Source organism: Geobacter sp. (genome assembly GCA_009684525.1).
Lineage (GTDB): Bacteria > Desulfobacterota > Desulfuromonadia > Geobacterales > DSM-12255 > Geoanaerobacter.
Window position 1 is genome coordinate 85,484 of record WKKR01000007.1, and the last position, 26,758, is coordinate 112,241.

Sequence of the window (26,758 nt, forward strand, 5' to 3'; positions counted from 1 at the left end):
ATTTTGTGCGATACTTTCCTTAGGGGCATGGTCCATCACAGTAGTGCCACTGCGGAGGATTTCCGATGGCGGGAACAACGATCTGGAAAGGACATATCCATTTCGGGGATACGGATGTGCCGGTGAAGCTGCATGCCGCGGTCAAGGAAGAGCGGATTCAGTTTCACCTCCTGCACATGCGCGATCGTGTGAAACTGCGTCAGCAGATGATCTGTGCGTATGAAAAAATCCCGGTGCCAACGGAAGCACAGACCAGGGGGTTCGAAGTGGAGGAGGGGAAATATATCCTCATCGATCCGGCGGAGCTGGAACAGACCGTTCCCGAAGGGAGCCGGCTGATCGATGTCCATGAATTCGTCAGGACCGGACGGATCGACCCGGTTTTCCTGGAGCGCACCTACTACCTGGAGCCGGATGCGTCCCCGGAAGGCTATGACGCGCTGGTTGCGGCCCTGCAGGAGGAGGACGCGGCAGGGATCTGCACCTGGGCCATGAGAAAAAGATCCTATCTCGGGGCCTTGCAGGCGAGCGGAAGGATTCTGCGCCTGAATACCCTGCGCCATGCCGACGAGGTGATCAAGGTTGAGGCCCTGCAACTGCCGGACATCCCCTTGGCCGAGAAGGAACTGAAAATCGGGATCGATCTGATCAATCAGCTGACAGCCCCTTTCCAGCCGGAGAAATTCGAAAACGAACACGAGAAAAAACTGCAGCAACTGATCGAAAAAAAGGCCCGCGGAGAAAAAATCGTGCTCCTGCGCCCGAAACTCCTGAAACCGACGACATCGGACAAGCTGCTTGAGGCGCTTGAAGCGAGCCTGAAGAAAGTGGCCTGAAAGGGAGGCATGCCATGGCTGTTCAGGGGATATGGAGCGGGACGATCAGTTTCAGCCTGGTAGCGATCCCGGTGCAGCTGGTCAGGGCCGTAGCGCCCGGCCGTATCTCTTTCCGTCTGCTCCACAGCACGGATTTCTCCCCCCTGGCGAGAAGGATGTTCTGTCCGGAACAGGAAACCATGGTCCCGCCGGAGGAGATCGTGCGGGGATATGAGATCGGACCCGACAGATACCTGCCGATAACGGACGAGGAGCTGGAATCGGTGTCGCCCGAACGGAGCCGCACCATCGAGATCGTCGAGTTCATCGACATGGCGGAAGTGGACCCGATCTACTTTGATCACCCCTATTATCTCGTCCCTTTGAAGGGGGGCGAAAAATCCTACCGGCTGCTGGCCGAGGTGATGCGCCGGACCAACAGGGCCGGGCTCGCCAAATTCGTGCTGGCAGAGCGCGAGTACCTGGTGGCGGTCAAAAGCACGGAGGGTGCGCTGGCCCTGACGACGCTTCATTACAGCGGGGAAATACTCCCCGATGATGATGTGGCGCCGCAGGGGGGAAAGATCGAAGCAGCAGCGAAGAGCCGGATGAAGAAGAGCATCAGGGAGATGATGGCGGAGTTCGACCCGGAAAAATATGCGGACGAGCGCCGGGCAAAGGTCATGGAGCTCCTGCAGAGGAAGCTGAAGGAAATGACACCGGTGGAGGCCCCGGAAGTCCGGGAAGAAGAGGGGGAAGGCCCGATCGATCTGGTCGCCGCGCTGGAGGAGATCATGCGCAAAGTGAAGCAGGACCGGTGAGCCGGGAATTCGTCGACATCGCCGGGAGAAGGCTCTCCCTGTCGAACCTTGAAAAGGAGCTCTATCCCTCCTGTGGTTTCACCAAGGCCCACGTCCTGGAATACTATGGCCGGATCGCCGCGTTCATCCTCCCCCACCTGAAAGGCCGGGCATTGACCCTGAAGCGGTATCCCGACGGGGTGGAGAAGGATTATTTTTTCGAGAAGCGCTGTCCTTCCCACCATCCGGAGTGGGCGGAAACGGCCGAGATCCGCGGGGAAGGCGGGGAGCGGATGACGGTCTGCCTGGTCAACGACCCGGCAACGCTGATCTGGGTGGCGAACCTGGCGTCCCTCGAACTCCATGTCCCCCTTGGCAGGGCCGCTTCCCCGGAAACGGCCGATGCCATGGTCTTCGACCTGGACCCCGGCGCGGGGGCGGACGTCCTGGATTGTGCCAGGGTGGCGCTGATACTCCGGGAGATCCTCGCCCGGCTGGGGCTTGTGGGCTGGGTAAAGACCTCGGGCCTGAAGGGGCTCCATGTCTATGTCCCCCTGAACCGCGCCGAGACGACCTTTGAGGAGACCAAGACATTTTCCAGGGCCGTGGCCGTGATCATGCAGAAAAATTATCCGGAGCTGGTGACCTCGAAGATGGCGAAGGACGCCCGGCAGGGGAAGGTCTTCATCAACTGGTCCCAGAACGACGCCTCAAAGACCATGGTCTGCGTCTATTCCCTGCGGGCCAGGGAGAAGCCGCTCGTTTCGTTTCCCCTGGCGTGGGGAGAACTGGAGGAACTGGAACGGCTTCGCGACCCGAAAAGGTTCCAGATCGACCATGCGGAGGCTGTTCACAGGGCAGAGACACGGGGGGACCTGTTTTGCGAGGTGATCGAGAAACAACAGAAGCTGCCCCATCTGTGACACTCGCACCCGTCTTCACGCCATCTTTGACCGGTCTCAATCGCACAATCCTCGACGTAGCGCTGCTGCGCCTGCGGTTGTGCTCAATCGACCCAGCCAAACCTGGCATAAACCCGGACGCGAGGAATGGAGCCTTCTGTTCTTGACTGACAAAGACTTGAAGGAATACGCAGCCAAACGGAGGTTCGGGGAGACGCCCGAACCGGAGCCGGCACTTCAGCATGAGGGGGGGCAGCTCATCTTCGTCGTTCACAAGCATGCGGCCCGGGCCCTTCATTATGATCTCAGGCTGGAGCTGGAAGGGGTGCTGAAGAGCTGGGCCATCCCCAGGGGGCCTTCGCTGGAGCCTTCCGTCAAGAGGCTCGCCGTCATGGTCGAGGACCATCCGCTTGCCTACAAGGATTTCGAGGGGGTCATCCCGGAGGGGAATTACGGCGCGGGGAGCGTCATCATCTGGGACAGGGGCATTTATCGCCACCCTGCCGCACGGGATGGGGAGGAAAGCGAGAAACTCCTCCTGGAGGGGTTGAAAAAGGGGGACATGAAGCTCGTCCTTGCAGGGGAGAAGCTCCGGGGCGAGTTCGCGCTGGTGAAGACGGGGAAGGACGGAAAGTCGTGGCTCCTGTTGAAGAAAAAGGACCGCTATGCGACCGGGGAGGATATCCTCCGGGAGAACCGTTCCGTCGCGACCGACCGGACCCTGGAGGAGGTCTTCGCAGCCGGGCCGGGGAACTCAGCCGGGCAGAAGAACATAAGCCGGATTCGCCTTCGGGAAGCGGAGGAAAGCGAAGAGCTGCTGGCTGCGCCGGAGACTCCGATGCCGCACGCCATAAGGCCGATGCTCACGACCCTGGTCAGGGAACCGTTCGACCATCCGGACTGGCTCTTCGAGGTGAAATGGGACGGGTACCGGGCTATTGCCGAACTCCGGGACGGAGACGTTTCGCTCTACTCCCGGAACCTGATCCCGCTCCACCGGAAGTTTCCCCCCATTGTGGACGCGTTGCGGAAATGCAGTTTCGAGGCGGTTCTGGACGGGGAGATCGTCGTCGTGGATGAGCGGGGACATCCCGATTTCCAGCTGCTGCAGGATTACCGGGAATCCCGCAGCGGCCATCTGCTCTATTACGTCTTCGATCTCCTCCACTTCCAGGGGCATGACCTGACCGGCCTCCCCCTCCTCAAAAGAAAGGAGCTCCTGAAAAGGGTCCTGCCGCCGATGCCGAACCTGCGATTCAGCGATCATGTCCGGAACGAGGGGAGCCTGTTTTTCCGGGTCGTCAAGGATAAGGGGCTGGAGGGGATAATCGCCAAGCATTCCCAAAGTGTGTACCAGATCGGGAAAAGGAGCCGGCAATGGCTGAAGGTGAAGAGCCGGCTGACCCAGGAGGGGGTTATCGCGGGATTCACGCAACCGCGCGGGGGGAGAGGGTATTTCGGCACCCTGGTCCTGGGGGTGTACCGGGGGGACGAATTGATCCACATCGGTCATGCGGGAGGCGGCTTCACGGTGAAGGATCTGAAGGAAATCCGCGCAAGGCTGGAGCCCATGATCCAACAGGAGTGCCCCTTCAAGGTGGAGCCGCAGACCAATGCCCCTGCCACCTGGGTAAGGCCGGAGCTGGTCTGCGAGGTCGCCCTGGCGGGGTGGACCGGGGACGGGGTCATGCGGCAGCCGGTTTTCCTGCGGCTTCGCGAGGACAAGGACGCCGGAGAAGTGGTGCGCGACACCGGCGACGAGGAGCGTGAACCATGAAGATCCATGTCGGGACGAGCGGGTATGCGTACAAGGAATGGAAGGGGATATTCTATCCGGAAAAGATCTCGCCCAAGGGGATGCTCCGCTTTTATGGGGAACGCCTCAATGCGGTGGAGATCAACTATACCTTTCACCACATGCCCACCGAGAGGATCCTGACACCCTGGGTGGAACAGGTTCCCGACGATTTTGCCTTTGCGCTCAAGGCGCCCCAGGTCATGACGCATATGAAGCAGCTCCGCAACGTTGAGGAGGAGGCCGACTTCTTCTTCCGGACCCTCCCGGTTCTGGGGAGCAAACTGGGGCCGGCCCTGTTCCAGTTTCCAAAGTTTTTCCACGCGAAAAAGAACCTCCCGGCCCTGGAGGATTTTCTCGCCCTGATTCCCGGCAATGTGCCGTGCGCCTTCGACTTCCGCAGCCCCTCCTGGCTCGAAGCGGGAGTGGCGGATCTCCTGCGTGAAAGGGGCTGCTGCCTGTGCTTCGAGGATACCGACGAGAATCCGGCTCATGAGATCGTCGCTACGACGTCATGGGGCTACCTGCGCCTGCGCCGGGCCATCTATACGGAGGCCGATCTGGCGCAATGGCTGGAAAAGATCCTTGCGCAACAATGGGAGCAGGTCTTCGTCTTTTTCAAGCACGAGGAAGAGGCTGCCGGTCCGATTGTGGGGCCCGAAATGGCGCTCCGTTTTCGTGAGCTTGCCGCGGCACGTCCCGCTTCCGGCGGGAGGATGGCATCCGGAGCATAGAAATTTCAGCTGCGGCTATTGAGCCCCGCGGTCAGGAGGATAATACGTGAACATACTCTGGTGGCACTGGGTGGTAATGGGACTCATACTCATCGGCCTCGAACTGGTGGTCCCCTCCTTTACCATCGTCTGGTTCGGCCTCGGGGCCGTTCTGGTCGGCATCATCATTGCGATTGTCCCGAGCCTCCCCCTGTCGGCCCAGATCCTCACCTGGACCATTGTCTCGGCAGGGCTGACCGTTGCCTGGTTCCGTTTCTTCAAGCCGCGCAGCAGAACCTTCGCCGGCTCGTCCAAGGATGCGATCATCGGCGAGAGGGGTCTGGTCATCAAGGCTGCGGGCACATACGACAAGGGGAGAGTCAAGTTCCAACTGCCGCTTCTCGGGGCGGACGAATGGCCCTGCATGTCCGACGAGCCGCTTGAGGTGGGGGACCGGATCAGGGTGGTGGACGTGGAGGGGCATCTGTTGAAAGTGGAAAAAACCGACAAAGGGGAAAAGTCATGAATCCGGGAACAATCGTACTGGGAGTCCTGTTTGCGCTGGTGCTTGTCACCATCTTCATGGGGGTGCGGCTCGTTCCCCAGGGTTACGAATTCGTCGTACAGCGGCTCGGCAAGTACCATTCCACGCTCAAGCCGGGCCTCAACTTCATCATTCCCTATGTCGACATCGTCGCCTACCGCCTTACCACCAAGGACATCCCCCTGGACATCGGCGCCCAGGAGGCAATCACCAAGGACAACGCCGTCATCGTCACCAACGCCATTGCCTTCATCAAGATCGTCGACCCGGTGAAGGCGGTCTACGGCATCAGCAACTACGAATATGCCATCCAGAACCTGGTCATGACCTCTCTGCGGGCCATCATCGGCGAGATGGAGCTGGACCGGGCCCTCTCGTCACGCGACATCATCAAGGCGAGGCTGAAGGACATCATCTCCGAAGACGTCACCGACTGGGGAATCCTGGTCAAGTCGGTGGAGATCCAGGACATCAAGCCGTCCGACTCCATGCAGAAGGCGATGGAACAGCAGGCCACGGCCGAGCGGCTGAAGCGGGCGATGATCCTGGAGGCGGAGGGGAAGAAAGAGGCGATGATCCGCGAGGCTGAAGGGAAGCTGGAGGCGGCAAAACGGGAGGCGGAGGCGCAGATAACCCTGGCCGAGGCGTCAGCCAGGGCAATCGAGGACATTGCCGGCGCCGTGGGGGACAAGGAACTTCCCGCCCTCTTTCTCCTGGGCGACCGCTATGTCAATGCCATCCAGCATCTCGCCACGTCGGCCAATGTCAAAACCTTCGTCCTGCCGGCAGACATCCTCGGCGCGGTAAAAGGGATCGCCGGGAGATCACAGGGATAGATTCAACCTGCAGATGCACCACTGAGGAGGATAGACCATGAAACGATTGCCACTGCTCACACTCGTATGTCTATTGATGGCCTCGCCGCTCCAGGCGCAGGATGCGGTGCAGGAGAAAATCAAGCTGCTGGAGCAGCAGATCCAGGAACTGAAGGCGCTGAAGGCCCAGCAGGATCTGGGGAAGAAGAAGGCCGAGCAGTGCCTGAAGGCGGTCGGCCGGGAAAAATTCTGCTCCTGTCTCGGCGAAAACCTGCCCGCGAGCGTCAGCTTCGAGCAGTATATCCACACCCTGGTCAGCTCGAAGGAAGAACTCGGTTACGGCGCCCTGCCGGCTGAGCAGCAAAAGATGATCGACGCCATCCTGGAAACCCGTGAAAAGTGTGTCGAAAAGGGCTTTTTCAATTAGCCTGCTCGTGTCTTATCGGCCCGTCTGGCCACTGATGCCGTCAGGGCAGCGACAGCGGCGTTAGGGCGGGATTCCCATGAATCGGATAGCATTTTTCATGCTCTCTTGCACGCTTGTTTCATGCGCGCACCTTTCGCCGCTCTATTGGGGTTGGGGCGAATGGGTCGGCCCGGGTGCTGCAGGCCTGGAGAGCGGTGCTAACGCGGCATTCGACTGGTCGAGTCTGCCGGGGGTGATCTCTTCGATCGACGGAACAGGTGTCGGCGCCGGCTATACGTGCGCAAGGCTTGTGCCGGGCCGACATGCCCTGGCATATGCCTATCAGACCGCGGACTTCGGTGCCCACCCGCAGGGGCTGGTTGAGATTGAGCTGCAGCCTGGCCATTCCTACGAGTTCAACATCAGGCTCTGCTTCTGGTGCACGCCGAGAACCTATGCCGTCTGGGTCGATGACACGACAACCGGGGAACTGGTCTGGGGCAGGCGACCGGACTGGCCGTTCTGGTATTTATAGAAACGGCGCCCACGACCTCCCTGTCCCGGCATTCGCCGCTGCCGGAAAACGTCTGCCCTCACCTGATGCCGGCTGCCCCCTCAACCATCTCCTTGACTCTCCGGGTGATTTCCCCTACAACACAATGCCGGACCTATACTGATTCCCCTGTTGGGGAGGAGCACGAACGCGTGGCCGGAGTCGATACTTCCATGGAGGCAGTGCTTTCGTTACTGCGCCCCCTGTTTCCTCCTGCGCTCCATGACCGGGTTTTCCTGGTCGGTGGCAGCGTGCGGGACCTGCTCTCGTGCAGGGTAAGCCAGGACCTGGACCTGGTGGCCGCCGTGCCGCCAGAGGGGCTTGAGCGCCTCGGTTTTCGCTTCGTGGCGGCCAAAAGCGCGGCTCCCATCTACTTTCGGTTCATTGAGGGCGTCGGCAAAGTCGAGGCGACTCTGCTGGACGATGTCTCGCTGCTCACGGCCGACCTGCACCGGCGGGACTTCACCGTCAATGCCATGGCTCTCTCCCTGGGGGGTGAGCTCCTCGACCCGCTGGGGGGGCGCGACGACCTGGCAGCCCGCAGTTTACGGGCCTGCAGCGACAGCTCTTTCAGCGACGATCCGCTCCGCTGTTTCCGGGCCTTCCGCTTCGAGGCAGAGGGGTGGCGGCTGACAGACGAGTCTGCGGAACTGCTCCGGGCCGGGAGCCGGTCATTGGGGCTGGAAGCCGTGCCGGTGGAGCGCTTTTCCGCCGAGATGCTCAAGGCGCTGGCCAAGCAGGAGCCGGTGCGATTCTTCCAAAGGATGCTGGAGTTCGACATCGGCTCGGAGTTCCTCCCCGAGCTGTTCCGGATGGGGGAGGTGCCGGCCGGGCCGCTGGAATACCACCCCGAAGGGGACCTCTGCACCCACTCCCTGGAGGTGCTGGAGCGGCTGACGCAGCAGAGCGACGATCCGCTGGCGCGTTTCTGCGGCCTGTTCCATGATCTGGGAAAGCTTGCCACTGACCCTCCGCTCTACCCGCGGCATCATGGCCACGAGGAGACGGGGAGCGAATTGGCGAGGGGCTTTTGCGACCGTCTGCGGCTGCCGGCGCTGTACCGGCGGGCACTGGCAGCGACCTGCCGCCTGCATGGCAGTGCCAGACGATGGCCCGAGCTGCGCGATTCCACCAGGGTCCGCATGGCCGAGCAGGCCATCCAGGCGGGCATCGTGGAGATCCTGCCGCTGGTTGCCGCTGCGGACAAGGCCTCCGGCCAGGTCATGCCGGGCTGGGCAGAGGCGGTGCAGGTCGCGTCCATGAGCAGCACCGAGCTGGGGGTTGACCGGCTCGTGCTGGAGGGGATGGCGCCGGAGCATCGTGGTACGCTCCTGCTGCAGCGCCGGGTGGAGCGGCTTCGCCGGATGCGGGATGGATCGGCATGAGAAACGTGCTCCTGACAGTGGAATACGACGGTACCGCCTATGCCGGTTGGCAGGTGCAGCCCAACGGGCTCACGATCCAGCAGGTGGTGGAGGAGGCGCTGGCCCGGCTTTTGGGGGAGGAGGTCCGGCTCTATTCGTCGGGCCGCACCGATGCCGGCGTCCATGCCCGAGCCATGGCCGCCTGTTTCAGGACCAGCCGGTCGATTCCGCTCAAGGCCTTCACGGCTGGGCTCAACTCCCTCTTACCGCCGGACATCGCCATCCGCGGGGCAGTAGAGGTCCCACCGGACTTCAACCCCCGACGAGAGGCAGTTGCCAAGCACTATCGCTATTCGCTCCACCTGGGGCCGGACCGCTCGCCGCTTAAGCGGCTCTACGTCTGGCATCTGCGCGGGCCGCTGGATCTTGTTGCCATGCGTGCCGCTGCAGTGCGATTCGTCGGCGACCACGATTTCGCCGCTTTCCGCGCCACCGGCTGTGCTGCCAAGACCACCTGCCGGACCATCCGCAGCATGGAGATCGTCGAAGAGGACGACCTGATCCATGTCGATGTGATCGGCACCGGCTTTCTCAAGAACATGGTGCGGGTGATGGTCGGCACCCTGGTGGAGGTCGGCCTGGGGCGACGCGCCCCGGAAGAGATCAGCGACCTGCTCGCCTGTGGCGACCGGCGACTGTCCGGCATCACGGCCCCTCCCCAGGGGCTCTGTCTCATGGAGGTCTTTTTCGCTGGTGCAGTGCCGCAGGACCCCGCCGGCTGAGGGGCGCCGCATTCCCTGCCCGCGCAGCCGCAGCCGGAATTTCGCTGCCGTGCCGGCACAGCCGTGCGTTTTCAGAAGATAGAAAAATTCTTGACAGATGAATCGAATTGTTCTAGCTTAACAACTTTCTTGGAAGACTATCAGACGAGATGTGAGGGTTCGATGAAGACGTACATTGCAAAAACTGATCAGGTAAACCGCGACTGGTACCTGTTCGATGCCGATAACAAGGTACTCGGCAGGCTCGCCACCCAGATAGCCAACATCCTCCGTGGCAAGAACAAGCCGACCTACACCCCCAGTGTCGACACCGGCGATTTCGTTATCGTCGTAAACGCCGAAAAGATCCTGCTCACCGGCGCCAAGCGCGACGACAAGATCTACTACAGCCACTCCGGCTATCCCGGCGGCATCAAGTCCATCTCTGCCGGCAAGCTGCTGGAGAAGAGGCCGGAAGATCTGATCCGCAAGGCAGTCAAGGGGATGCTTCCCAAGAACAAGCTCTCCCGCCACATGCTGAGCAAGCTCAAGGTATATGCAGGCGCCGAGCATCCGCACAAGGCCCAGCAGCCCAAAACGGTTCAACTCTGATAATTCAGTTCAGGAGATAATACGATGGCAGCAATCAGCTATTACGGTACAGGCAAAAGAAAATCGTCCATTGCCAGGGTCTGGCTCAAGCCCGGCAGCGGCAATATCATGGTCAACAACAAGACGCTGGACGAGTACTTCGGTCGCGAAACCTCCAAGATGGTCGTACGGCAGCCGCTGGAGCTGGTGGAGAAGGTCGGTACCTTCGATATCTACGTGACGGTCAGCGGCGGCGGCGATTCGGGTCAGGCCGGCGCCATCAAGCACGGCATCACCAAGGCGCTGCTCGTGGTTGACGCCGAACTCCGCGGTACCCTGAAAAAGGCCGGGTTCATCACCCGTGACGCCAGGGTCAAGGAGCGGAAGAAGTACGGCAAGAAGGCTGCACGCGCCAGCTTCCAGTTCTCCAAGCGTTAAGATCCGCTTGCAGGAAGTGTTCGAGGGGGTATCCGCAAGGGTACCCCTTTTTTGCATACGGGCCGGAGTTGCGCCCTGACTGCGGAGTCCTCTGGTGTGCCGTGTCAGGACACAAGCTGCCGGCCCTTACGGGTTGTTGAAAAACTCAGGTTGTTCAAAAGCAGTCAGATCGTCGCACCCGCAGAAAGCCCCGCGGAGGCGTAGTACCCACAGGGCATAAACAGCGCTACGCCGCACAAGGAGGCTTTTCGAGGACGGCGGCGAGGTGGCTGCTTTTAGCTGCGCTGAAACTTCGTTTTCAACAACCGACAAAAATTTGTGAGGTGGAGATATGGTGAAAGTAGCCGTTGTCGGTGCAAGCGGGTATACCGGTCTGGAGCTCTTGCGCATCCTCTATTGTCACCCCGAGGTGGCGGTTACCTGTGTCACGTCGGAGCAGAGCGCCGGCAAGCGGATCTCCGAGGTCTTTCCGACCCTGCGGGGACGCTGCGACCTGGTGCTGGAAAACCTGGAGCCGGTCCGGGTCGCCGAACGGGCAGAGCTGATCTTCACGGCCCTGCCGCACAAGGCTGCCATGGAAGTGGTGCCGACCTTTCTCGAACTGAAGCGGACCGTGATCGACCTCTCGGCCGACTACCGCCTGCACGATGCCGCCGAATACGGGAAGTGGTACGAACCGCACATGAACCCCGAGCTTCTGCCAAAGGCGGTCTACGGCCTGCCCGAGCTGCGGCGCGACAAGATCGCCAAGACCCGGCTGGTGGCCAATCCCGGGTGCTACCCAACCAGCATCATCCTCGGGCTGGCGCCGCTTTTGAAAAAGGGGCTGATCGATCCGGCCAGCATCATTGCCGATTCCAAGTCGGGCGTCAGCGGCGCCGGGCGGAGCGCCAAGGTGGACAACCTCTATTGCGAGATCAATGACGGTTTCCGGGCCTATGGCGTCGGCGGCGTCCACCGGCACATCCCTGAGATCGAACAGGAGCTGTCGGAGCTGGCCGGAGAGCGGATCGTCATCTCCTTTACCCCGCACCTGGTGCCGATGGACCGGGGTATTTTCTCGACGGTCTATGCAACGCCGCTGAAAAAGGCCACCACCGACCAGCTGGTCAAGCTCTATGAGACCTTCTACCATGGCGAGCCCTTTGTCCGGGTCCTCCCTGTTGGCCAGGTACCTTCGACGGCCCACGTGCGGGGGAGCAATTTCTGCGACATCGGCATCACCGTGGACCAGCGGACCGGCCGGGTCATTGTGGTCTCCGCCATCGACAACCTGGTGAAAGGGGCATCCGGCCAGGCGGTGCAGAACATGAACCTGACCTGCGGTTTCCCCGAGAACATGGGGCTGGAGGGGCTGGCGCTGTTCCCGTGAACCCCGGGCAGACCGCTCTGCTGCAGAAATCATCTCCTGACGAAAAAAGCCGGCCTCCTTGCGGGGGCCGGCTTTCCTGTTCGCGCGGCAGTGGCGTCCGGGCTCAGTCGCTTTCCAGGCCGATCAGTTTCAACTCCTCCCGCAGTTTTCCGGGCTCGCTGGTGAGCCGCTCCATCAGGCCGCAGAGCCTGAAGTGGTGGCCCGCCTCGAAAGTGCCGAATTCCACCCCGATCCTGAACATGGTGGAGTAGATGATCTCTGCCGTAATGAGGAGCGGGGCCTTTTCGCCGGCCAGGGAGATCTCAAGGGAGCAGCAATCACCCTGGGGGACCATGATGGCTTCGTCGAAGCTGACCATGGCGCCTTTCAGGGAGATGTTCTCCACGTAGCCATCATAGGGGATTTCATCGTGGCGGACGAGGCATCTCGTTCTGAACAGCACCCGATGAAACCGCCTCTTTTCGATCATCGCACGCTCCGTGTCTTCCGTGGACCAGTACCGGGAGTCAGCGGCAGACCGCTACTCTGAGTAAAATATACGACGGGAGTGGCGAAAAGGCAACTGGCTGCTGAAGACGTGTCGTCCTCGCAGGGGTGTGCATCGCAGTGGGTCGGTTCAATGTTTTCCTGGGATCAGATCAAACGGTTCAGGAAGGCCCTGATCCGTTCGTTGCCCAACTGGTCGGAAAAGAAGTCGGCCGGGGTCTCTTCCACCACGAACGAGCCCGCTTCCATGAAGATGACCCGGTCGGCCAGTTCCCTGGCGAATCCCATGTGGTGGGTCACGATGACCATGGTCATCCCCTCGTCCGCCAGGGCGTGGATGGTGTCGAAGACCTCTCCCACCAGTTCGGGGTCGAGCGCCGAGGTCGGCTCGTCAAACAGCATCAGCTTCGGTTTCATGGCCAGGGCTCTGGCAATGGCAACCCGCTGCTTCTGCCCGCCCGAGAGGGTGGCGGGGTAGACCTCCTTCTTGTCCAAAAGCCCCACCTTGCCCAGCATCTCCAGGGCGATCTCCCGCGCTACGCTCTGCCCCTTTTTCTGCACGGTAAGAGGGCCCTCCATGACGTTTCCCAGGACGGTCATGTGGGGGAAGAGATGGAAATGCTGGAAGACCATGCCGATCTCGGCCCGCAGGCCGCAGATGACCTGCTGCCGGTCCAGGTGCAGCTTGCCGTGCTTGCGGAGATAGCCGACCTCGCGACCTTCGAAGCGGATGATCCCGTCGTCGATCTGCTCCAGAAAATTGACGGCCCGGAGCAGCGTCGACTTCCCCGATCCGGACGGGCCGATGATGACCAGCTTTTCGCCGGGGTTGACGACCAGGCTCACCCCGTTCACGGCGGTCAGTTGCTTAAAGCGCTTGGTGATGCCGACCAGTTCCAGGAGCGGCTGATTAGCGGTGTTCATAGATCCCTGCCCTGTATTCGATCTTTTCGAAGATAAAGGTAAAGACGGTGGTAAAGACCAGGTAGATGATGGCGGCGAGTATCAGCGCCGTAATGTTGAAGTAGGTGTTGAACATCTGGTCGGCCGAGCGCATCAGTTCGACCATGGCAATGGTCGAGACCAGGGCAGTGTCCTTGATCAGGGCGATGAATTCGTTGCCGATGGGGGGCATGAGCCGCTTATAGGTCTGGGGGATGATGATCCGCCGCATCGCCTGCCGGTAGGTCATCCCCAGCGCCTTGGCCGCTTCCATCTGGCCATGGTCGACGCTCTGGATGGCGCCGCGGATGATCTCTCCCAAGTAGGCGGAATAGTTGAGGCCGAGCCCGATCACCGCTGCGGTGAAGGGCCTGAAGGTGATCCCCAGCGCCGGGAGTCCGTAATAGATGAAGAAGAGCTGCAACAGCAGCGGGGTGCCGCGGAAGAGCCAGATGACGAGCCAGCAGAAAGCGGTGAGGGGCCGGAAATGGCTGATTCTCCCCAGCGCGATGAACAGCCCCCCCAGGGGGGAGATCAGCATGGTGCAAAGCACGAGCAGCAGGGTCATCAACGCTCCCTTGAGGAGCACCGGGAGAAAGCGGAGGCAGTCGTCGATAAAGGCGCCCAGCCGCGACTTGCGTTCCTGCTCGATAGATGCGAGGAAGTTCTTCGCCTCACTGTTGTCGGGGTAGAGGGCAAGGACCTGCCGGCAGGTTGCCTGGGCCTTGTCCAGCTCCTTGAGGGAGAACTGGATGCGCGCCATCTGCATCCTGCTCCGGACGAACGGTTCCCCGTCCTGGCCGGCTGCCGGTGGCGGCACCTTGCCCAGGGTCTCCACCGCCCCCTGCAGATTCCCTTCGCTCTGCAGATCGCCGGCCTGGCGGAAGAGACTGTCCAGGTCGACTGTCTGCCCGGCTGCCGCGAAGCCCGTCAGGACCCACAAAAAAAGCAGGGTCGAGACGACCCTGCCGATTCCGGATAGTGATATTCTCATACGTGCCTGTCCAGGGAGTGAAACGTTGCGATCACGTTTCGTCTACCATTTCTTCGGATTGGTGATGTCTTCGGCAAACCATTTCCGGCTGATCTTGGCCAGCGATCCATCCTTGGCCATCTTGTCCAGGGTTTTCTGCACGGTTTCGCGCAGCTCGCGGTCTTCCTTGCGGAAGGCGACGCCGAACGGCTCCTTACTGATGAAGCCGGGCAGGATCTTGAATTTCCCCGGTCGCTTGGCAATGAAATCGCGGCCGGTGACATTGTCGATGACCACTACGTCGATCCGCTTTGCTTCGAGGTCGAGCAGCGCCTTGGGGTTGTCCTCGTACTCCTTGAGTTCAGCCGGAGCCGTGGGGAGTTTCTTGACCGCATTGAGGGCTGACGAGCCTTTCTGCGCCCCGACCTTGACCTTTTTCAGGTCCTTGAGCCCCTTGAACCGCTTCTCGTCGAACCGGACCACCGCCACCTGGCCATCCATGATATAGGGCTTGGTGAAGGCAACTTCTTTTTCCCGCTCAGGGGTAATGGTCATGCCGTTCCAGATGCAGTCGAATTTCTTGGCATTGAGGGAATGCATCACCCCGTCCCAGGCGGTTGGCTGCCATTCGATCCTGATCCCCAGCCGTTTGCCCAGCTCCTCTGCCGCGTCGATGTCGAACCCATTCAGCGTGCCGTCTTCCTTGCGAAAGCCCATGGGGGGGAAGGAATCATCCAGGCCGATCACCAGTTTTCCCGCGCTCTTGACCCGCTTGAACGACCCGTCTCCGGCAAAGGCGGCGGTGGCCAGGGCGACCAGCAGTACGGCAGCGCACAACGATACGATTCTTCTCACCTGCAGCTCCTCTCTCGTTCCCCGTTGCCAGGGTGACGAATGAAAAATGGTATATGCGAACATGCAATTTTGCAGAAACTCGGCCGCAGGTCAAGCCAGAATTGTAAATGGTTTTACCAAAAAATGGGGCATCTCCACAACTGCAGGGAATCAGGGCGATTCGCCAGAGTAGGGTAAAAGAAAAGGTTGCATGCGGGTCTCTTTCAATGCGACCATATACATTATGCCATTCATCCCCCTGACATTGAGCGAGGTCCGTCAGCGCGGCTGGGACGAGCTCGACATCGTCTTCATTACCGGCGATGCCTATATCGATCACCCGGCGTTCGGCGTGCCCCTTCTGGCCCGCTGGCTCGAAGCACACGGTTTCAGGGTCGGCATCATCCCCCAGCCCGACTGGCGTGAATCGCAGGCGTTCACGGTGCTCGGCCGGCCGCGGCTCTTCTTTGCCGTGGCTGCCGGCGCCATGGATTCCATGGTCGCCCACTACACGCCACTCAGGAAACTGCGCCGGGACGATGCCTATACGCCGGGGAACCGGCATGGCGCCCGCCCGAACCGGGCGACCATCGTCTACACCTCGTGCTGCAAGGGTGCCTACCGCGACGTGCCGGTGGTGATCGGCGGCATCGAGGCGTCGCTGCGCCGCTTTGCCCATTACGATTACTGGGATGACAAGGTCCGGCGGTCGATCCTGTTCGATGCCAAGGCCGACCTGCTGGTCTACGGGATGGGGGAGCGCCCGCTCCTGGAGCTGGCAGAGCGGCTGAGAAGCGGTGAACGGTTCGGGGACATCCGCGACATCAGGGGGACGGCCCGGATCTCCCGCGAGGAAGAGGTTCCCGAGGGCTGTGTCGTGCTCCCTTCCCTGGAAACGGTCACTGCCGATAAGCGAAGCTATGCCCAGGCGTTTCGCCTGGAGGCGCAGGAGCAGAACCCCTGGTCCGGCCGGACCCTCGTCCAGCGGCATGGCGACCGCCTGCTGGTCTGCAATCCGCCGTCGCCCCCCCTGACCGGGGCAGAGCTGGACGCCGTCTATGCGCTCCCGTTCACCCGGATGCCCCACCCCTCCTACACGGAGCCGATCCCGGCCTGGGAGCAGATCAAGACCTCTGTCACCACCCATCGCGGCTGCAGCGGCGGCTGTGCCTTCTGCGCCATTACCCGCCACCAGGGGCGGACGATCCAGTCCCGCAGCGAGCAGTCGATCCTCGACGAGATTGCCCGGCTGAGTAGAGAGCCATGGTTCCGGGGGAGCATCAGCGATATCGGTGGTCCCACGGCGAACATGTACGGGATGGCTGCCCGCGACACCAGACTCTGCGGCAGGTGCCAGCGGGAGAGCTGCCTCTTCCCGGCAGTCTGCACCAACCTGCGGATTGCCGACGGCCGTCTTGCCCGGTTGCTGGCAAGGGCGCGCACGGTGCCAGGGGTGCGTCACACGGCAGTGGCCTCCGGGGTGCGCTACGACCTTCTTTCACGGCAGCCCGAGTATTTCCGCGAGTTGCTTGCCCACCAGGTCGGGGGGCTGCTCAAGGTGGCGCCCGAGCACCTGACGGAACGGGTGACCCGGCTCATGCGCAAACCTGCGGGCGGCCTGTTCGAGGCGTTCCTTGCCCTGTTTCGTCAGGAAAGCGCCCGGATCGGCAAGCGCCAGGCCGTGGTTCCCTACTTCATCTCCGGTCATCCCGGTTCGACCCTCGACGAGATGGTGGAGCTGGCCCTGATGCTCAGGCGGCTCAAGCTGAGAGTTGAGCAGGTGCAGGATTTCACCCCGACGCCGGGGACCCTGGCCACCTGCCTTTACCATACCGGCATCGACCCCTTTACCGGTGAGCAGGTTCCGGTTGCCCGTGGCGAGCGGGAAAAGCGCCTGCAGAAGGCGCTGCTGCTCTCCCATCTCCCCGAGGAGCGAAAGCTGGTGCTGGAGGCACTGCGTGCCTGCGGCAGGGAAGATGCGGCAGGCACGCTTCTCGGGGGAGGGCAGTCGCAGCGTCCCCCGGCGGCATCGGGGAGGGGAAAGGCAGGTCCGGGAGGACAGGGTGAAAGAACCGCAGGACGGGTGCGGAGTAGAAAAAGGACTTGACAGCTGTCGGGGTCATGGATTATAAGAAACATTCTTTTACGCGCGGGAGAAAAGTGCTTGACCCGCGTAACGATTTTGTGTATAGCTCTTTTTTGCGCTGGCGTAGCTCAATTGGCAGAGCAGCTGACTTGTAATCAGCAGGTTGCGGGTTCGAGTCCCATCGCCAGCTCCACTAGTTGAACGAGCAGTGCAAGGCCTGTCTTCTCTGGAGGGATTCCCGAGTGGCCAAAGGGAACAGACTGTAAATCTGTCGTCGGACGACTTCGGAGGTTCGAATCCTCCTCCCTCCACCATAAAATCTGCAGAAGCCGGCATCGGTGCGTATTTCCAGGAGACTGCGGTCGCTTTACTGGGTCTATGAACCGCTTCCGTCTTCACAACGTCCACATAGAGATGTTTCGGCGGGAGTAGCTCAGTTGGCTAGAGCATCAGCCTTCCAAGCTGAGGGTCGCGGGTTCGAGTCCCGTTTCCCGCTCCAAAAGTCTCGTTTAAGCCCACATAGCTCAGGAGGTAGAGCACTTCCTTGGTAAGGAAGAGGTCTCCGGTTCGAGTCCGGATGTGGGCTCCATTTTTTTTACACTGCATAGAGAAGCGATTCTCTGATACTTAGCCAGATACTGGGAGGATGCCATGGCAAAGGCGAAATTTGAGAGGACGAAACCGCACGTCAATATAGGGACGATCGGGCACGTCGACCACGGGAAAACGACGCTGACGGCAGCGATAACGAAGGTGCTGGCAGCCAAGGGTCAGGCCGAGTTCAGGGCATTCGACCAGATCGACAATGCTCCTGAAGAACGTGAGCGCGGTATCACCATCGCCACCGCGCACGTCGAGTACGAGACCGACAAGCGTCACTATGCGCACGTCGACTGTCCGGGCCATGCCGACTACGTCAAGAACATGATCACCGGTGCGGCGCAGATGGACGGCGCCATCCTGGTTGTGTCCGCCGCCGACGGCCCCATGCCGCAGACCCGCGAGCACATCCTGCTTGCCCGTCAGGTTGGCGTACCCTACATCGTCGTCTTCCTCAACAAGGCCGACATGGTCGACGATGCCGAACTGCTGGAACTGGTCGAGCTGGAGATCCGCGAACTGCTCTCCTCCTACGACTTCCCTGGCGACGATATCCCCATCATCAAGGGGAGCGCACTGAAGGCACTGGAAGGCGATCCGGGCGAACTGGGCGAGCAGGCCATCATGCAGCTCATGGATGCCGTCGACGCCTATATCCCCGAGCCGGAGCGCGCCATTGACAAGCCGTTCCTGATGCCGGTCGAAGACGTCTTCTCCATCTCCGGTCGCGGCACCGTCGCCACTGGTCGTGTTGAGCGCGGGATCGTCAAGGTCGGCGAAGAAGTCGAGATCGTCGGCATCAAGACCACTGCCAAGACCACCGTCACCGGTGTTGAAATGTTCCGCAAGCTGCTCGACGAAGGCCGTGCCGGCGACAACATCGGCGCCCTCTTGCGCGGCGTCAAGCGTGAAGACATCGAGCGCGGCCAGGTGCTGGCCAAGCCGGGTTCAATCACCCCGCACACCAAGTTCAAGGCCGAGGCCTACGTTCTGACCAAGGAAGAAGGCGGCCGTCACACCCCGTTCTTCAACGGCTATCGTCCGCAGTTCTACTTCCGTACCACTGACGTGACCGGGATCGTCGAACTGGCAGCGGGCACCGAGATGGTCATGCCGGGCGACAACGTAGCCGTCACCATCAACCTGATCACGCCGATCGCCATGGACGAAGGACTCCGTTTCGCCATCCGCGAAGGCGGCCGTACGGTCGGCGCCGGCGTCGTCAGCGCCATTATCGAGTAAATCGAGGTGTTGTAGGGGCAGTTCACGGACTGCCCCTACAGTCATAAATAAAGGAATGCTGCAATGAGAGATATCATTACGCTTGCCTGTACCGAGTGCAAGCAGAGAAACTACACGACGACCAAGAACAAGAAAACCACTCCCGAGAAGCTGGAGTTGAGCAAATACTGCCGCTTCTGCCGCAAGCACACTCCTCATAAGGAAACCAAGTAGCGCCCGTGGCGGGCGTGTTGAGGATTGCAGGCCAGTAGCTCTAACGGCTAGAGCACCGGTCTCCAAAACCGGGTGTTGGGGGTTCGAATCCCTCCTGGCCTGCCATTTTATTCCAAGTGAATGGGGTGAACCTGTGCTGGCAAAGACCAAAAATTTTCTCGAAGAAGTAAAGATCGAGCTGGGCAAGGTAACGTGGCCCGCCCGCAAGGAAACCATTGCCACTACCTGGGTGGTTGTGGTCATCATTGTTTTGATCTCCCTGTACCTTGGTGCCTGCGACGTAGTGCTTGCCAAGCTTATGCGCCTGATTCTGGCATAAAGGACGATGTGAGTTATGGCACTTAAATGGTACGGCGTACATACCTATTCAGGATTTGAAAACCGGGTCAAGCTTTCGCTCCAGGAGCGGATCAAGAACCTGGGGCTTGACGAACAGTTCGGCGATATCCTCATCCCTTCGGAGACCGTGGTCGAGCTGAAAAAAGGGGAGAAGCGGACTTCGACCCGCAAATTCTTCCCCGGCTATATCCTGGTCAACATGATACTCAACGACGAGACCTGGCATGTGGTGAAAGAGACCGCCAGGGTCACCGGTTTCGTCGGCGGCAACAATCCGGTAGTGATCCCTGAGGAAGAGGTGCAGAAGATCACCCGCCGCATGGAGGAAGGGGCGGAAAAACCCCGTCCCAAGGTCGAGTTTGAGGTCGGCGAAACCGTACGGGTTGTCGACGGGCCGTTCCTCAATTTCTCCGGCGTGGTGGAGGATGTGAAGCCGGACAAGGCCAAACTGCGGGTCATGGTCAGCATCTTCGGGCGGGCAACCCCCGTGGAGCTGGAATTCATGCAGGTGGAAAAACAATAGCTCGGCTACCGGCCGCAGCTTGAGCATACTTAAGAGCATCGTCAGGATGGAGAGCAAAGGAGCAAAGCATGGCTAAGAAAATCACAGGGTATATCAAATTGCAGATTCCCGCTGCCAAGGCAAACCCGTCCCCCCCGATCGGACCTGCCCTGGGCCAGCACGGCGTCAATATAATGGAGTTCTGCAAGGCGTTCAATGCCAAAACCCAGGCAGACGAAGGGACCATCATCCCGGTCGTCATCACGGTGTTTGCTGACCGTTCGTTCAGCTTCATTACCAAGACTCCTCCGGCACCTATTCTGATCAAGAAGGCTTTGGGGATCGAGAGCGGCTCCAGTGTTCCCAACAAGAACAAGGTCGGCAAGCTTACCAAGGCGCAGGTCGAGGAGATAGCCAAGAAGAAGATGCCGGACCTGAACGCAGCCAGCCTTGAGGCGGCCATGCGGACCATCGAAGGCACCGCCCGCAGCATGGGCGTTGACATCGTTTAGAGAAGGAGAGGGTGAACTGCAATGCCTACGACAGCAAAAAAACATACAGCGGCCATGGCCAAGGTCGACCGGACCAGGAACTATCCCCTTAAGGAGGGGGTGGAACTTGTCAAGGCGTCTGCGTATGCCAAGTTCGACGAGACGGTTGATATCGCGGTAAGGCTCGGGGTCGACCCGCGGCATGCCGACCAGATGGTTCGCGGTGCCGTTGTCCTGCCCAACGGGCTCGGCAAGGACGTCCGCGTCCTGGTATTCGCCAAGGGTGAGAAGGAAAAAGAGGCCCGCGATGCGGGTGCCGACTATGTCGGTGCCGAGGATCTGGTCGCCAAGATCCAGGAAGGCTGGTTCGATTTCGACACCGCCATTGCTACTCCCGACATGATGGGCGTTGTCGGCAAGATCGGCAAGCTGCTCGGTCCCCGTGGCCTCATGCCCAACCCGAAGGTGGGAACGGTTACCTTCGATGTGGGGAGAGCGGTCAAGGAATCCAAGTCGGGCAAGGTTGAATTCCGCGTCGAAAAGGCCGGGATCATCCACGCACCTGTGGGCAAGGCCTCCTTCGAGGGGACCAAGTTGGAAGAGAACATCCTGGCCCTGGTGGATGCGCTGATGAAGGCCAAGCCTTCGGCAGCCAAGGGCACCTACGTGAAAAAGATCTGCCTCTCGACCACCATGGGTCCCGGCGTGCGTCTCGACGCAGCCGACGTGGCGGCCAGTTTATAATACCCCCACAAGAAATCGCCAAAGTCATAGACAGCAGGCGTCGCCTCCTCCGGGAGACGGCTTAAACACGGGACAGCCTGCCGAGACTTGGGGTGCGCACCACGCGCAACGCAGTAGCTTCTTGACTTTGGCAAGGGTCCGGAAGACCCTTAACCCCAAAGAAAGGAGGAAGGCGCTTGAAAAAAGAGAATAAACAGCAAGTGGTCGCTGAGATGCATGATAAGCTCCAGCGGGCCAAGGCGGTGTTTCTCGCGGACTTTCGCGGTCTGAATGTCGGGAAGGTCTCCGAACTCAGGAATGAACTCCGCAAGGCTGAGGTAGAATACAAGGTCGTCAAGAATACCCTGCTGGAACTCGCTATTCGCGAGACCGACAAGCAGGCTCTGAGCGAACACTTTGCAGGCCCGACCGCGGTAGCACTGAGCTACACCGACCCCGTCGCCGCAGCAAAGGTTCTGTCGCGCTTCGATAAGGATCAACTGGTCCCCTTCAAGCTCAAGGGCGGCGTCCTGTCCGGTAAGGCGATTACCCCTGCCGATATTCAGGCCCTGGCAGACCTGCCGAGCAGAGAAGTCCTGCTCGCCAAGATGCTCGGTTCCATGAATGCACCGGTCACGAACTTCGTCTGTGTTCTGGCTGCAGTTCCGGGCAGCTTTGTCCGTGCACTCGATGCCATCCGGGCAAAAAAAGAAGGCAATTAACTCACTTACGAACAATTACTCTATGGAGGAATAAGCAATGGCTATTACCAAAGAAGAAGTCATCCAGTTTATCGAAAGCATGTCGGTTCTCGAACTGGCCGAGATGGTCAAGGAACTCGAAGAGAAATTCGGCGTTTCCGCTGCCGCTCCGGTCGCCGTGGCAGCAGCTGCCGCTCCTGCCGCTGCCGAGGCCGCTGAAGAGAAGACCGAATTCGATGTTATCCTCAAGGCTGCCGGTGCCAACAAGATCAACGTCATCAAGGTCGTCCGAGCCCTTACCAGCCTGGGTCTCAAGGAAGCCAAAGACCTCGTTGACGGCGCTCCGCAGCCGGTCAAGTCCGCTGTGTCCAAGGACGAGGCCGAGGAAGCCAGGAAGCAGCTGGCCGAGGCCGGTGCAGAAGTGGAAGTTAAATAGTAACCTGCGCATAAAGCTGAGCACGAGCCAAGGTCGCTGCAAGCGGCCTTGGCTGTTCTATTTTGTTGGCGGGCTAGTGCTTCGTGACGCCAACTACTTGAAATGCTTAGAGTTCAGGTAGTCACCAATAAAGCGCCAACGTCTATAAAGCCTTGCAACAAAGGAGACATTCTTAATGGCTTATTCAATTGCGAATAACCCCCTGCTCCGTAAAAACTTCGCGAAGATCAAAAAGATTATCGATATCCCCAACCTGATTGATATACAGAAGAATTCCTACAAGAGATTCCTTCAGCTGGACGTTCCGTACGAGGCGAGAAAAAACTTCGGCCTTGAGGCCGTATTCCGCAGCGTTTTCCCGATCCGTGATTTCAGCGAGACCGCATCTCTGGAGTATGTCTCCTATGCGCTGGGCACGCCGAAATATGATGTGGAGGAATGTCACCAGCGCGGCATGACCTTTGCCGCGCCGATGAAGGTCAAAGTTCGGTTGGTTGTCTGGGATGTCAACAAGGAGAACAACGCTCGGTCGATCCGTGACATCAAGGAGCAGGAGGTCTATTTCGGCGAGATCCCGCTCATGACCGAGAATGGCACGTTCATCATCAACGGAACGGAACGGGTTATCGTCAGCCAGTTGCATCGCTCGCCCGGCGTATTCTACGACCACGACAAGGGGAAGACCCACTCCAGCGGCAAGGTTCTCTATTCGGCCAGGGTGATTCCCTACCGCGGTTCATGGCTCGATTTCGAATTCGATCACAAGGACATCCTCTACGTGCGGATCGACCGTCGGCGCAAGATGCCGGCGACGGTGCTGCTCAAGGCGTTGGGCTACTCCACCGAGGAACTCCTCAATTACTATTACAAGAGCGAGGAGATTATCCTCTCGGGTGAGCGTCTGGTAAAGACCGCAGAGCCGGAACTGCTGATCAACCAGAAGGCCACCAGCGATATTGTGGACCCCAATACCGGCGACGTGCTCGTCAAGGCCAACCGGAAGTTCACCAAGGCTGCCATCAGGAAGATGGAAGAGCATGGCATCAAGTCAATACCGATCATGGAAGAAGAGGTCGTGGGCCGGTTCTCCTGCCATGACGTGGTCGATCCCGCTACTGGCGAGGTCCTGCTGGAGTGCAACGACGAGATCACCCTTGCCAAGCTGACCGAGATCCGCAGCCGGGAGATTGCAGCCCTCAAGGTGCTGTTCATCGACGGGCTCCATGTCACCTCCTCGTTCCGCGACACCATCCTGGTCGACAAGATATCCTCGACCGATGACGCGCTGATCGAGATCTACCGCCGCCTTCGTCCCGGCGATCCGCCGACCATCAAGAGTGCCGTTGCCCTGTTCGGCAACCTGTTTTTCAATCCGGAGCGCTACGACCTTTCCGCGGTCGGCCGGCTGAAGCTCAATCACAAGCTCGGTCTGAAGACGCCGCTGGATTGCCAGGTCCTGACCAAGGAAGACGTTCTGGAAGTGGTGCGCTACCTGATCGACCTGAAGAACGGCAAGGGGAGCATCGACGATATCGACCACCTGGGAAACCGCCGCGTGCGGGCAGTTGGCGAGCTTCTGGAGAACCAGTACCGCATCGGCCTGGTCCGTATGGAACGGGCCATCAAGGAGCGGATGAGCCTCCAGGAGGTCGAGAACCTCATGCCGCACGACCTGATCAACTCCAAGCCGGTTTCGGCAGTGGTCAAGGAGTTCTTCGGCTCATCCCAGCTTTCCCAGTTCATGGACCAGACCAACCCGCTTTCCGAGGTTACCCACAAGCGGCGTCTGTCGGCACTCGGACCGGGGGGCCTCACTCGTGAGCGCGCCGGCTTCGAGGTGCGCGACGTCCATCCGACCCATTACGGCCGCGTCTGTCCGATCGAGACCCCTGAAGGACCAAACATCGGTCTGATCGCCTCGCTCTCCACCTATGCCCGGATCAACGAGCACGGCTTCGTGGAAACGCCCTACCGGATCGTCAAGGAAGGGAAGGTCACCAACGAGGTCCGTTTCTTCTCCGCGCTGGAGGAGGAAGGTCACGCCATTGCCCAGGCCAACGCCGAGATGGACAAGGAAGGCCGCTTCGAATCCGACTATGTCTCGGCCCGGAAGTCGGGCGAGTTCGTGCTGGTCGGACGCGACGAGATCGAGCTGATGGACGTGGCGCCGATGCAGCTCGTTTCCGTTGCTGCCTCGCTGATCCCGTTCCTGGAAAACGACGACGCCAACCGTGCTCTCATGGGTTCCAACATGCAGCGCCAGGCCGTGCCACTCCTGCGGGCCGACTCGCCGTTGGTCGGTACCGGCATGGAGCGGGTGGTTGCCCGTGATTCCGGTGTGTCGGTCGTTGCCCGCCACAACGGCGTGGTGGAATCGGTCGATGCCTCCCGCATCGTCGTCAAGATCGACGAGGACGAGTTCGACGAGATGGGGACCGGCGTCGACATCTACAACCTGATCAAGTTCGCCCGTTCCAACCAGAACACCTGCATCAACCAGCGGCCGGTGGTGAAGATCGGTGACCATGTCAAGCGAGCCGACGTCATCGCCGACGGACCCTCCACCGACATGGGGGAGCTGGCGCTCGGCCAGAACGTAGTCGTTGCCTTCATGCCGTGGGGCGGTTACAACTTCGAGGACTCCATCCTCATTTCGGAGAAACTGGTCAAGGACGACCGCTACACCTCGATCCACATCGAGGAGTTCGAGTGCGTTGCCCGCGATACCAAGCTGGGGAAAGAGGAGATTACCGCCGACATCCCCAACCTGGGTGAAGAGACGCTGAAGGATCTGGACGAGTCCGGCATCATCAGGATCGGCGCCGAGGTGAAGCCGGGCGATATCCTGGTCGGCAAGATCACCCCGAAGGGGGAGACGCAGCTCTCTCCCGAAGAGAAGCTTCTGCGGGCCATTTTCGGCGAGAAGGCCGGCGATGTCCGTGATACGTCTCTGCGCGTTCCTCCCGGTGTGGAAGGGACGGTCATCGGCGCCAAGATCTTCTCCCGCAAGGGTTCCGACAAGGACGCCCGGACTGAGATCATCGAGAAGGCAGAAGAGGAAAAACTCCGCAAGGACGAACAGGACGAGATCCGCATCATCCGTGATTCGGCTGTCGGCAAGCTGAAGCGGCTCCTGGTCGGCCGGACCTCTGCGGTGAAGATAGAAGGGAAAGAAGGAAAGGTCCTTCTGGCCAAGGACAAGAAGATTTCCGAGGAGCTGCTGGTCACCATCCCGCTGGAGCGCTGGGACGAGATCTCGGTGAGCGACGGGGACGACGTGGAGGAAAAGGTCGCCCAGGTCCTCTCTAAGCTCTATCAGCAGATCGACTTCATCAAATACGTCTTCGATGACAAGATCCAGAAACTGAAACGGGGGGACGACCTGCCGCCGGGCGTCATCAAGATGGTCAAGGTCTATATCGCCATCAAGCGCAAGCTGCAGGTCGGCGACAAGATGGCGGGCCGTCACGGGAACAAGGGTGTCGTCTCCCGGATCCTGCCGGAAGAGGACATGCCCTACATGGAAGACGGTCGTCCGGTGGAGATCGTGCTCAACCCGCTGGGGGTTCCTTCCCGTATGAACGTCGGCCAGATCCTGGAGACGCATCTCGGCTGGGCCGCCAAGGGAATCGGCTGGCGTATCGAGGAGATGCTGGAGAAAAACACTCCGGAAGCCCAGCTGAAGAAGAACCTCAAGGAGATTTACAACGAGAAGGAGATGTCCAAGTTCATCGACACGCTGGAAGAGGATGAGCTGCTCCGTGTGGCAACACGCCTGAAGCGCGGTGTGCCGATGGCCTCGTCGGTCTTTGAAGGGGCAACCGAGGAAAACATCCAGACCATGCTCAAAAAGGCCGGTTTCGACAGCTCGGGCCAGGTCACGCTCTACGACGGCAAGTCCGGCGATCCGTTCAAGCACAAGGTCACCGTCGGGGTCATGTACGTCCTGAAGCTTCATCACCTGGTCGACGACAAGATCCATGCCCGGTCCATCGGCCCCTACAGCCTGGTTACCCAGCAGCCGCTGGGTGGCAAGGCGCAGTTCGGTGGACAGCGTCTGGGTGAAATGGAAGTCTGGGCCATGGAGGCGTACGGCGCTGCCTATGCCCTGCAGGAATTCCTCACCGTCAAATCGGACGACGTTGCCGGACGGACCAGGATGTACGAGGCGATCGTCAAGGGGAAACACACCCTTGAGCCGGGTCTGCCCGAATCCTTCAACGTTCTGATCAAGGAACTCCAGTCGCTCTGTCTGGACGTGGAGCTGCTTGAGACCGAGGAAGAGTAACACCTTACAAACGTGCGGCAGGGAAGCGTTCCG

At 60.2% G+C, this 26,758-nt stretch carries 28 protein-coding genes and 5 tRNA genes; 29 read left to right on the forward strand and 4 right to left on the reverse strand.

The genetic code is table 11. The features are described from left to right. Positions 1-65: 65 nt before the first annotated feature. The 14 genes from GJT30_17725 (at position 66) to GJT30_17790 (ending at position 11,869) form a co-directional block, all read left to right on the forward strand. The gene (locus tag GJT30_17725) at positions 66-836 is read left to right on the forward strand and encodes a hypothetical protein (GenBank protein ID MSM41461.1); all 771 of its coding nucleotides are present in this window, start codon (positions 66-68) and stop codon (positions 834-836) included. Positions 837-850: 14 nt separating this feature from the next. Further along, on the forward strand, positions 851-1,636 hold the full coding sequence (locus GJT30_17730; protein ID MSM41462.1) for a Ku protein: 786 nt from the start codon (positions 851-853) through the stop codon (positions 1,634-1,636). Continuing rightward, on the forward strand, positions 1,633-2,538 hold the full coding sequence (locus tag GJT30_17735; protein MSM41463.1) for an ATP-dependent DNA ligase: 906 nt from the start codon (positions 1,633-1,635) through the stop codon (positions 2,536-2,538). Before GJT30_17730 ends, GJT30_17735 begins: the two co-directional genes overlap by 4 nt. A 142-nt stretch (positions 2,539-2,680) precedes the next feature. Next, positions 2,681-4,294, forward strand: a complete 1,614-nt coding sequence (locus GJT30_17740; GenBank protein ID MSM41464.1) for a hypothetical protein — start codon at positions 2,681-2,683, stop codon at positions 4,292-4,294. After that, positions 4,291-5,046 (forward strand): DUF72 domain-containing protein, encoded by a 756-nt coding sequence (locus GJT30_17745; protein ID MSM41465.1) that lies wholly within the window; start codon positions 4,291-4,293, stop codon positions 5,044-5,046. The genes GJT30_17740 and GJT30_17745 overlap by 4 nt, the downstream gene beginning before the upstream one ends. A gap of 46 nt (positions 5,047-5,092) precedes the next feature. Then, entirely contained in the window at positions 5,093-5,551 is a 459-nt protein-coding gene (locus tag GJT30_17750; protein MSM41466.1) for an NfeD family protein, read from the forward strand. After that, the gene (locus tag GJT30_17755) at positions 5,548-6,405 is read left to right on the forward strand and encodes a hypothetical protein (protein MSM41467.1); all 858 of its coding nucleotides are present in this window, start codon (positions 5,548-5,550) and stop codon (positions 6,403-6,405) included. The genes GJT30_17750 and GJT30_17755 overlap by 4 nt, the downstream gene beginning before the upstream one ends. Before the next feature lie 37 nt (positions 6,406-6,442). Continuing rightward, on the forward strand, positions 6,443-6,811 hold the full coding sequence (locus GJT30_17760) for a hypothetical protein (protein MSM41468.1): 369 nt from the start codon (positions 6,443-6,445) through the stop codon (positions 6,809-6,811). Between the two features lie 76 nt (positions 6,812-6,887). Further along, the gene (locus GJT30_17765; GenBank protein MSM41469.1) at positions 6,888-7,325 is read left to right on the forward strand and encodes a hypothetical protein; all 438 of its coding nucleotides are present in this window, start codon (positions 6,888-6,890) and stop codon (positions 7,323-7,325) included. Between the two features lie 191 nt (positions 7,326-7,516). Next, positions 7,517-8,728, forward strand: a complete 1,212-nt coding sequence (locus GJT30_17770) for an HD domain-containing protein (GenBank protein MSM41470.1) — start codon at positions 7,517-7,519, stop codon at positions 8,726-8,728. Then, positions 8,725-9,489: a tRNA pseudouridine(38-40) synthase TruA gene (gene truA, locus GJT30_17775; GenBank protein MSM41471.1), complete on the forward strand. Its 765-nt coding sequence runs from the start codon at positions 8,725-8,727 to the stop codon at positions 9,487-9,489. The genes GJT30_17770 and truA overlap by 4 nt, the downstream gene beginning before the upstream one ends. 162 nt (positions 9,490-9,651) lie before the next feature. Beyond that, positions 9,652-10,080 carry a 50S ribosomal protein L13 gene (rplM, locus tag GJT30_17780; protein ID MSM41472.1) on the forward strand — a complete coding sequence of 143 codons (429 nt, stop codon included), beginning with the start codon at positions 9,652-9,654 and terminating at the stop codon, positions 10,078-10,080. A gap of 24 nt (positions 10,081-10,104) precedes the next feature. Then, positions 10,105-10,497, forward strand: coding sequence for a 30S ribosomal protein S9 (rpsI, locus tag GJT30_17785; protein MSM41473.1), 393 nt, complete (start codon positions 10,105-10,107; stop codon positions 10,495-10,497). 331 nt (positions 10,498-10,828) lie between these two features. Further along, complete coding sequence (locus GJT30_17790; protein ID MSM41474.1) at positions 10,829-11,869, forward strand: N-acetyl-gamma-glutamyl-phosphate reductase; 1,041 nt, start codon at positions 10,829-10,831, stop codon at positions 11,867-11,869. Between the two features lie 103 nt (positions 11,870-11,972). On the opposite strand, the gene GJT30_17795 is transcribed toward GJT30_17790, so the two are convergent. The 4 genes from GJT30_17795 to GJT30_17810 all read right to left on the reverse strand — a co-directional run bounded on the left by GJT30_17795 (position 11,973) and on the right by GJT30_17810 (position 15,125). After that, positions 11,973-12,338 (reverse strand): PilZ domain-containing protein, encoded by a 366-nt coding sequence (locus tag GJT30_17795; protein ID MSM41475.1) that lies wholly within the window; start codon positions 12,336-12,338, stop codon positions 11,973-11,975. Positions 12,339-12,502: 164 nt separating this feature from the next. Then, positions 12,503-13,279: an ATP-binding cassette domain-containing protein gene (locus tag GJT30_17800; GenBank protein ID MSM41476.1), complete on the reverse strand. Its 777-nt coding sequence runs from the start codon at positions 13,277-13,279 to the stop codon at positions 12,503-12,505. Beyond that, positions 13,266-14,291, reverse strand: a complete 1,026-nt coding sequence (locus GJT30_17805; protein ID MSM41477.1) for an ABC transporter permease subunit — start codon at positions 14,289-14,291, stop codon at positions 13,266-13,268. Before GJT30_17805 ends, GJT30_17800 begins: the two co-directional genes overlap by 14 nt. Before the next feature lie 42 nt (positions 14,292-14,333). Continuing rightward, positions 14,334-15,125: a transporter substrate-binding domain-containing protein gene (locus GJT30_17810; GenBank protein ID MSM41478.1), complete on the reverse strand. Its 792-nt coding sequence runs from the start codon at positions 15,123-15,125 to the stop codon at positions 14,334-14,336. A gap of 223 nt (positions 15,126-15,348) precedes the next feature. Between GJT30_17810 and GJT30_17815 the strand changes: the two genes are divergently transcribed. From GJT30_17815 to rpoB, 15 genes are all read left to right on the forward strand, one after another. Next, on the forward strand, positions 15,349-17,211 hold the full coding sequence (locus tag GJT30_17815) for a YgiQ family radical SAM protein (GenBank protein MSM41479.1): 1,863 nt from the start codon (positions 15,349-15,351) through the stop codon (positions 17,209-17,211). Positions 17,212-17,307: 96 nt separating this feature from the next. Next, positions 17,308-17,383, forward strand: a tRNA-Thr gene (locus GJT30_17820). 35 nt (positions 17,384-17,418) lie between these two features. After that, positions 17,419-17,504: transfer RNA gene (locus tag GJT30_17825), tRNA-Tyr, on the forward strand. Between the two features lie 108 nt (positions 17,505-17,612). Then, positions 17,613-17,689: transfer RNA gene (locus GJT30_17830), tRNA-Gly, on the forward strand. A gap of 14 nt (positions 17,690-17,703) precedes the next feature. Further along, a tRNA-Thr gene (locus GJT30_17835) sits at positions 17,704-17,779 on the forward strand. Positions 17,780-17,841: 62 nt separating this feature from the next. Beyond that, positions 17,842-19,032 (forward strand): elongation factor Tu, encoded by a 1,191-nt coding sequence (gene tuf, locus GJT30_17840; GenBank protein MSM41480.1) that lies wholly within the window; start codon positions 17,842-17,844, stop codon positions 19,030-19,032. Between the two features lie 63 nt (positions 19,033-19,095). After that, on the forward strand, positions 19,096-19,245 hold the full coding sequence (gene rpmG / locus GJT30_17845; protein MSM41481.1) for a 50S ribosomal protein L33: 150 nt from the start codon (positions 19,096-19,098) through the stop codon (positions 19,243-19,245). 28 nt (positions 19,246-19,273) lie between these two features. Then, a tRNA-Trp gene (locus GJT30_17850) sits at positions 19,274-19,350 on the forward strand. 28 nt (positions 19,351-19,378) lie between these two features. After that, positions 19,379-19,564: a preprotein translocase subunit SecE gene (gene secE, locus GJT30_17855; GenBank protein MSM41482.1), complete on the forward strand. Its 186-nt coding sequence runs from the start codon at positions 19,379-19,381 to the stop codon at positions 19,562-19,564. A 15-nt stretch (positions 19,565-19,579) separates the two neighbouring features. After that, a complete protein-coding gene (gene nusG, locus GJT30_17860) occupies positions 19,580-20,107 on the forward strand; it encodes a transcription termination/antitermination protein NusG (protein MSM41483.1) in 528 nt (175 codons plus the stop codon). A gap of 68 nt (positions 20,108-20,175) precedes the next feature. After that, positions 20,176-20,598: a 50S ribosomal protein L11 gene (gene rplK, locus GJT30_17865; protein ID MSM41484.1), complete on the forward strand. Its 423-nt coding sequence runs from the start codon at positions 20,176-20,178 to the stop codon at positions 20,596-20,598. A gap of 21 nt (positions 20,599-20,619) precedes the next feature. Next, positions 20,620-21,321: a 50S ribosomal protein L1 gene (locus tag GJT30_17870; protein MSM41485.1), complete on the forward strand. Its 702-nt coding sequence runs from the start codon at positions 20,620-20,622 to the stop codon at positions 21,319-21,321. 176 nt (positions 21,322-21,497) lie between these two features. Then, entirely contained in the window at positions 21,498-22,022 is a 525-nt protein-coding gene (locus GJT30_17875; protein ID MSM41486.1) for a 50S ribosomal protein L10, read from the forward strand. Positions 22,023-22,059: 37 nt separating this feature from the next. Further along, positions 22,060-22,437 (forward strand): 50S ribosomal protein L7/L12, encoded by a 378-nt coding sequence (gene rplL, locus GJT30_17880; protein MSM41487.1) that lies wholly within the window; start codon positions 22,060-22,062, stop codon positions 22,435-22,437. A gap of 175 nt (positions 22,438-22,612) precedes the next feature. After that, positions 22,613-26,725, forward strand: a complete 4,113-nt coding sequence (gene rpoB, locus GJT30_17885; GenBank protein MSM41488.1) for a DNA-directed RNA polymerase subunit beta — start codon at positions 22,613-22,615, stop codon at positions 26,723-26,725. Positions 26,726-26,758: the final 33 nt, after the last annotated feature.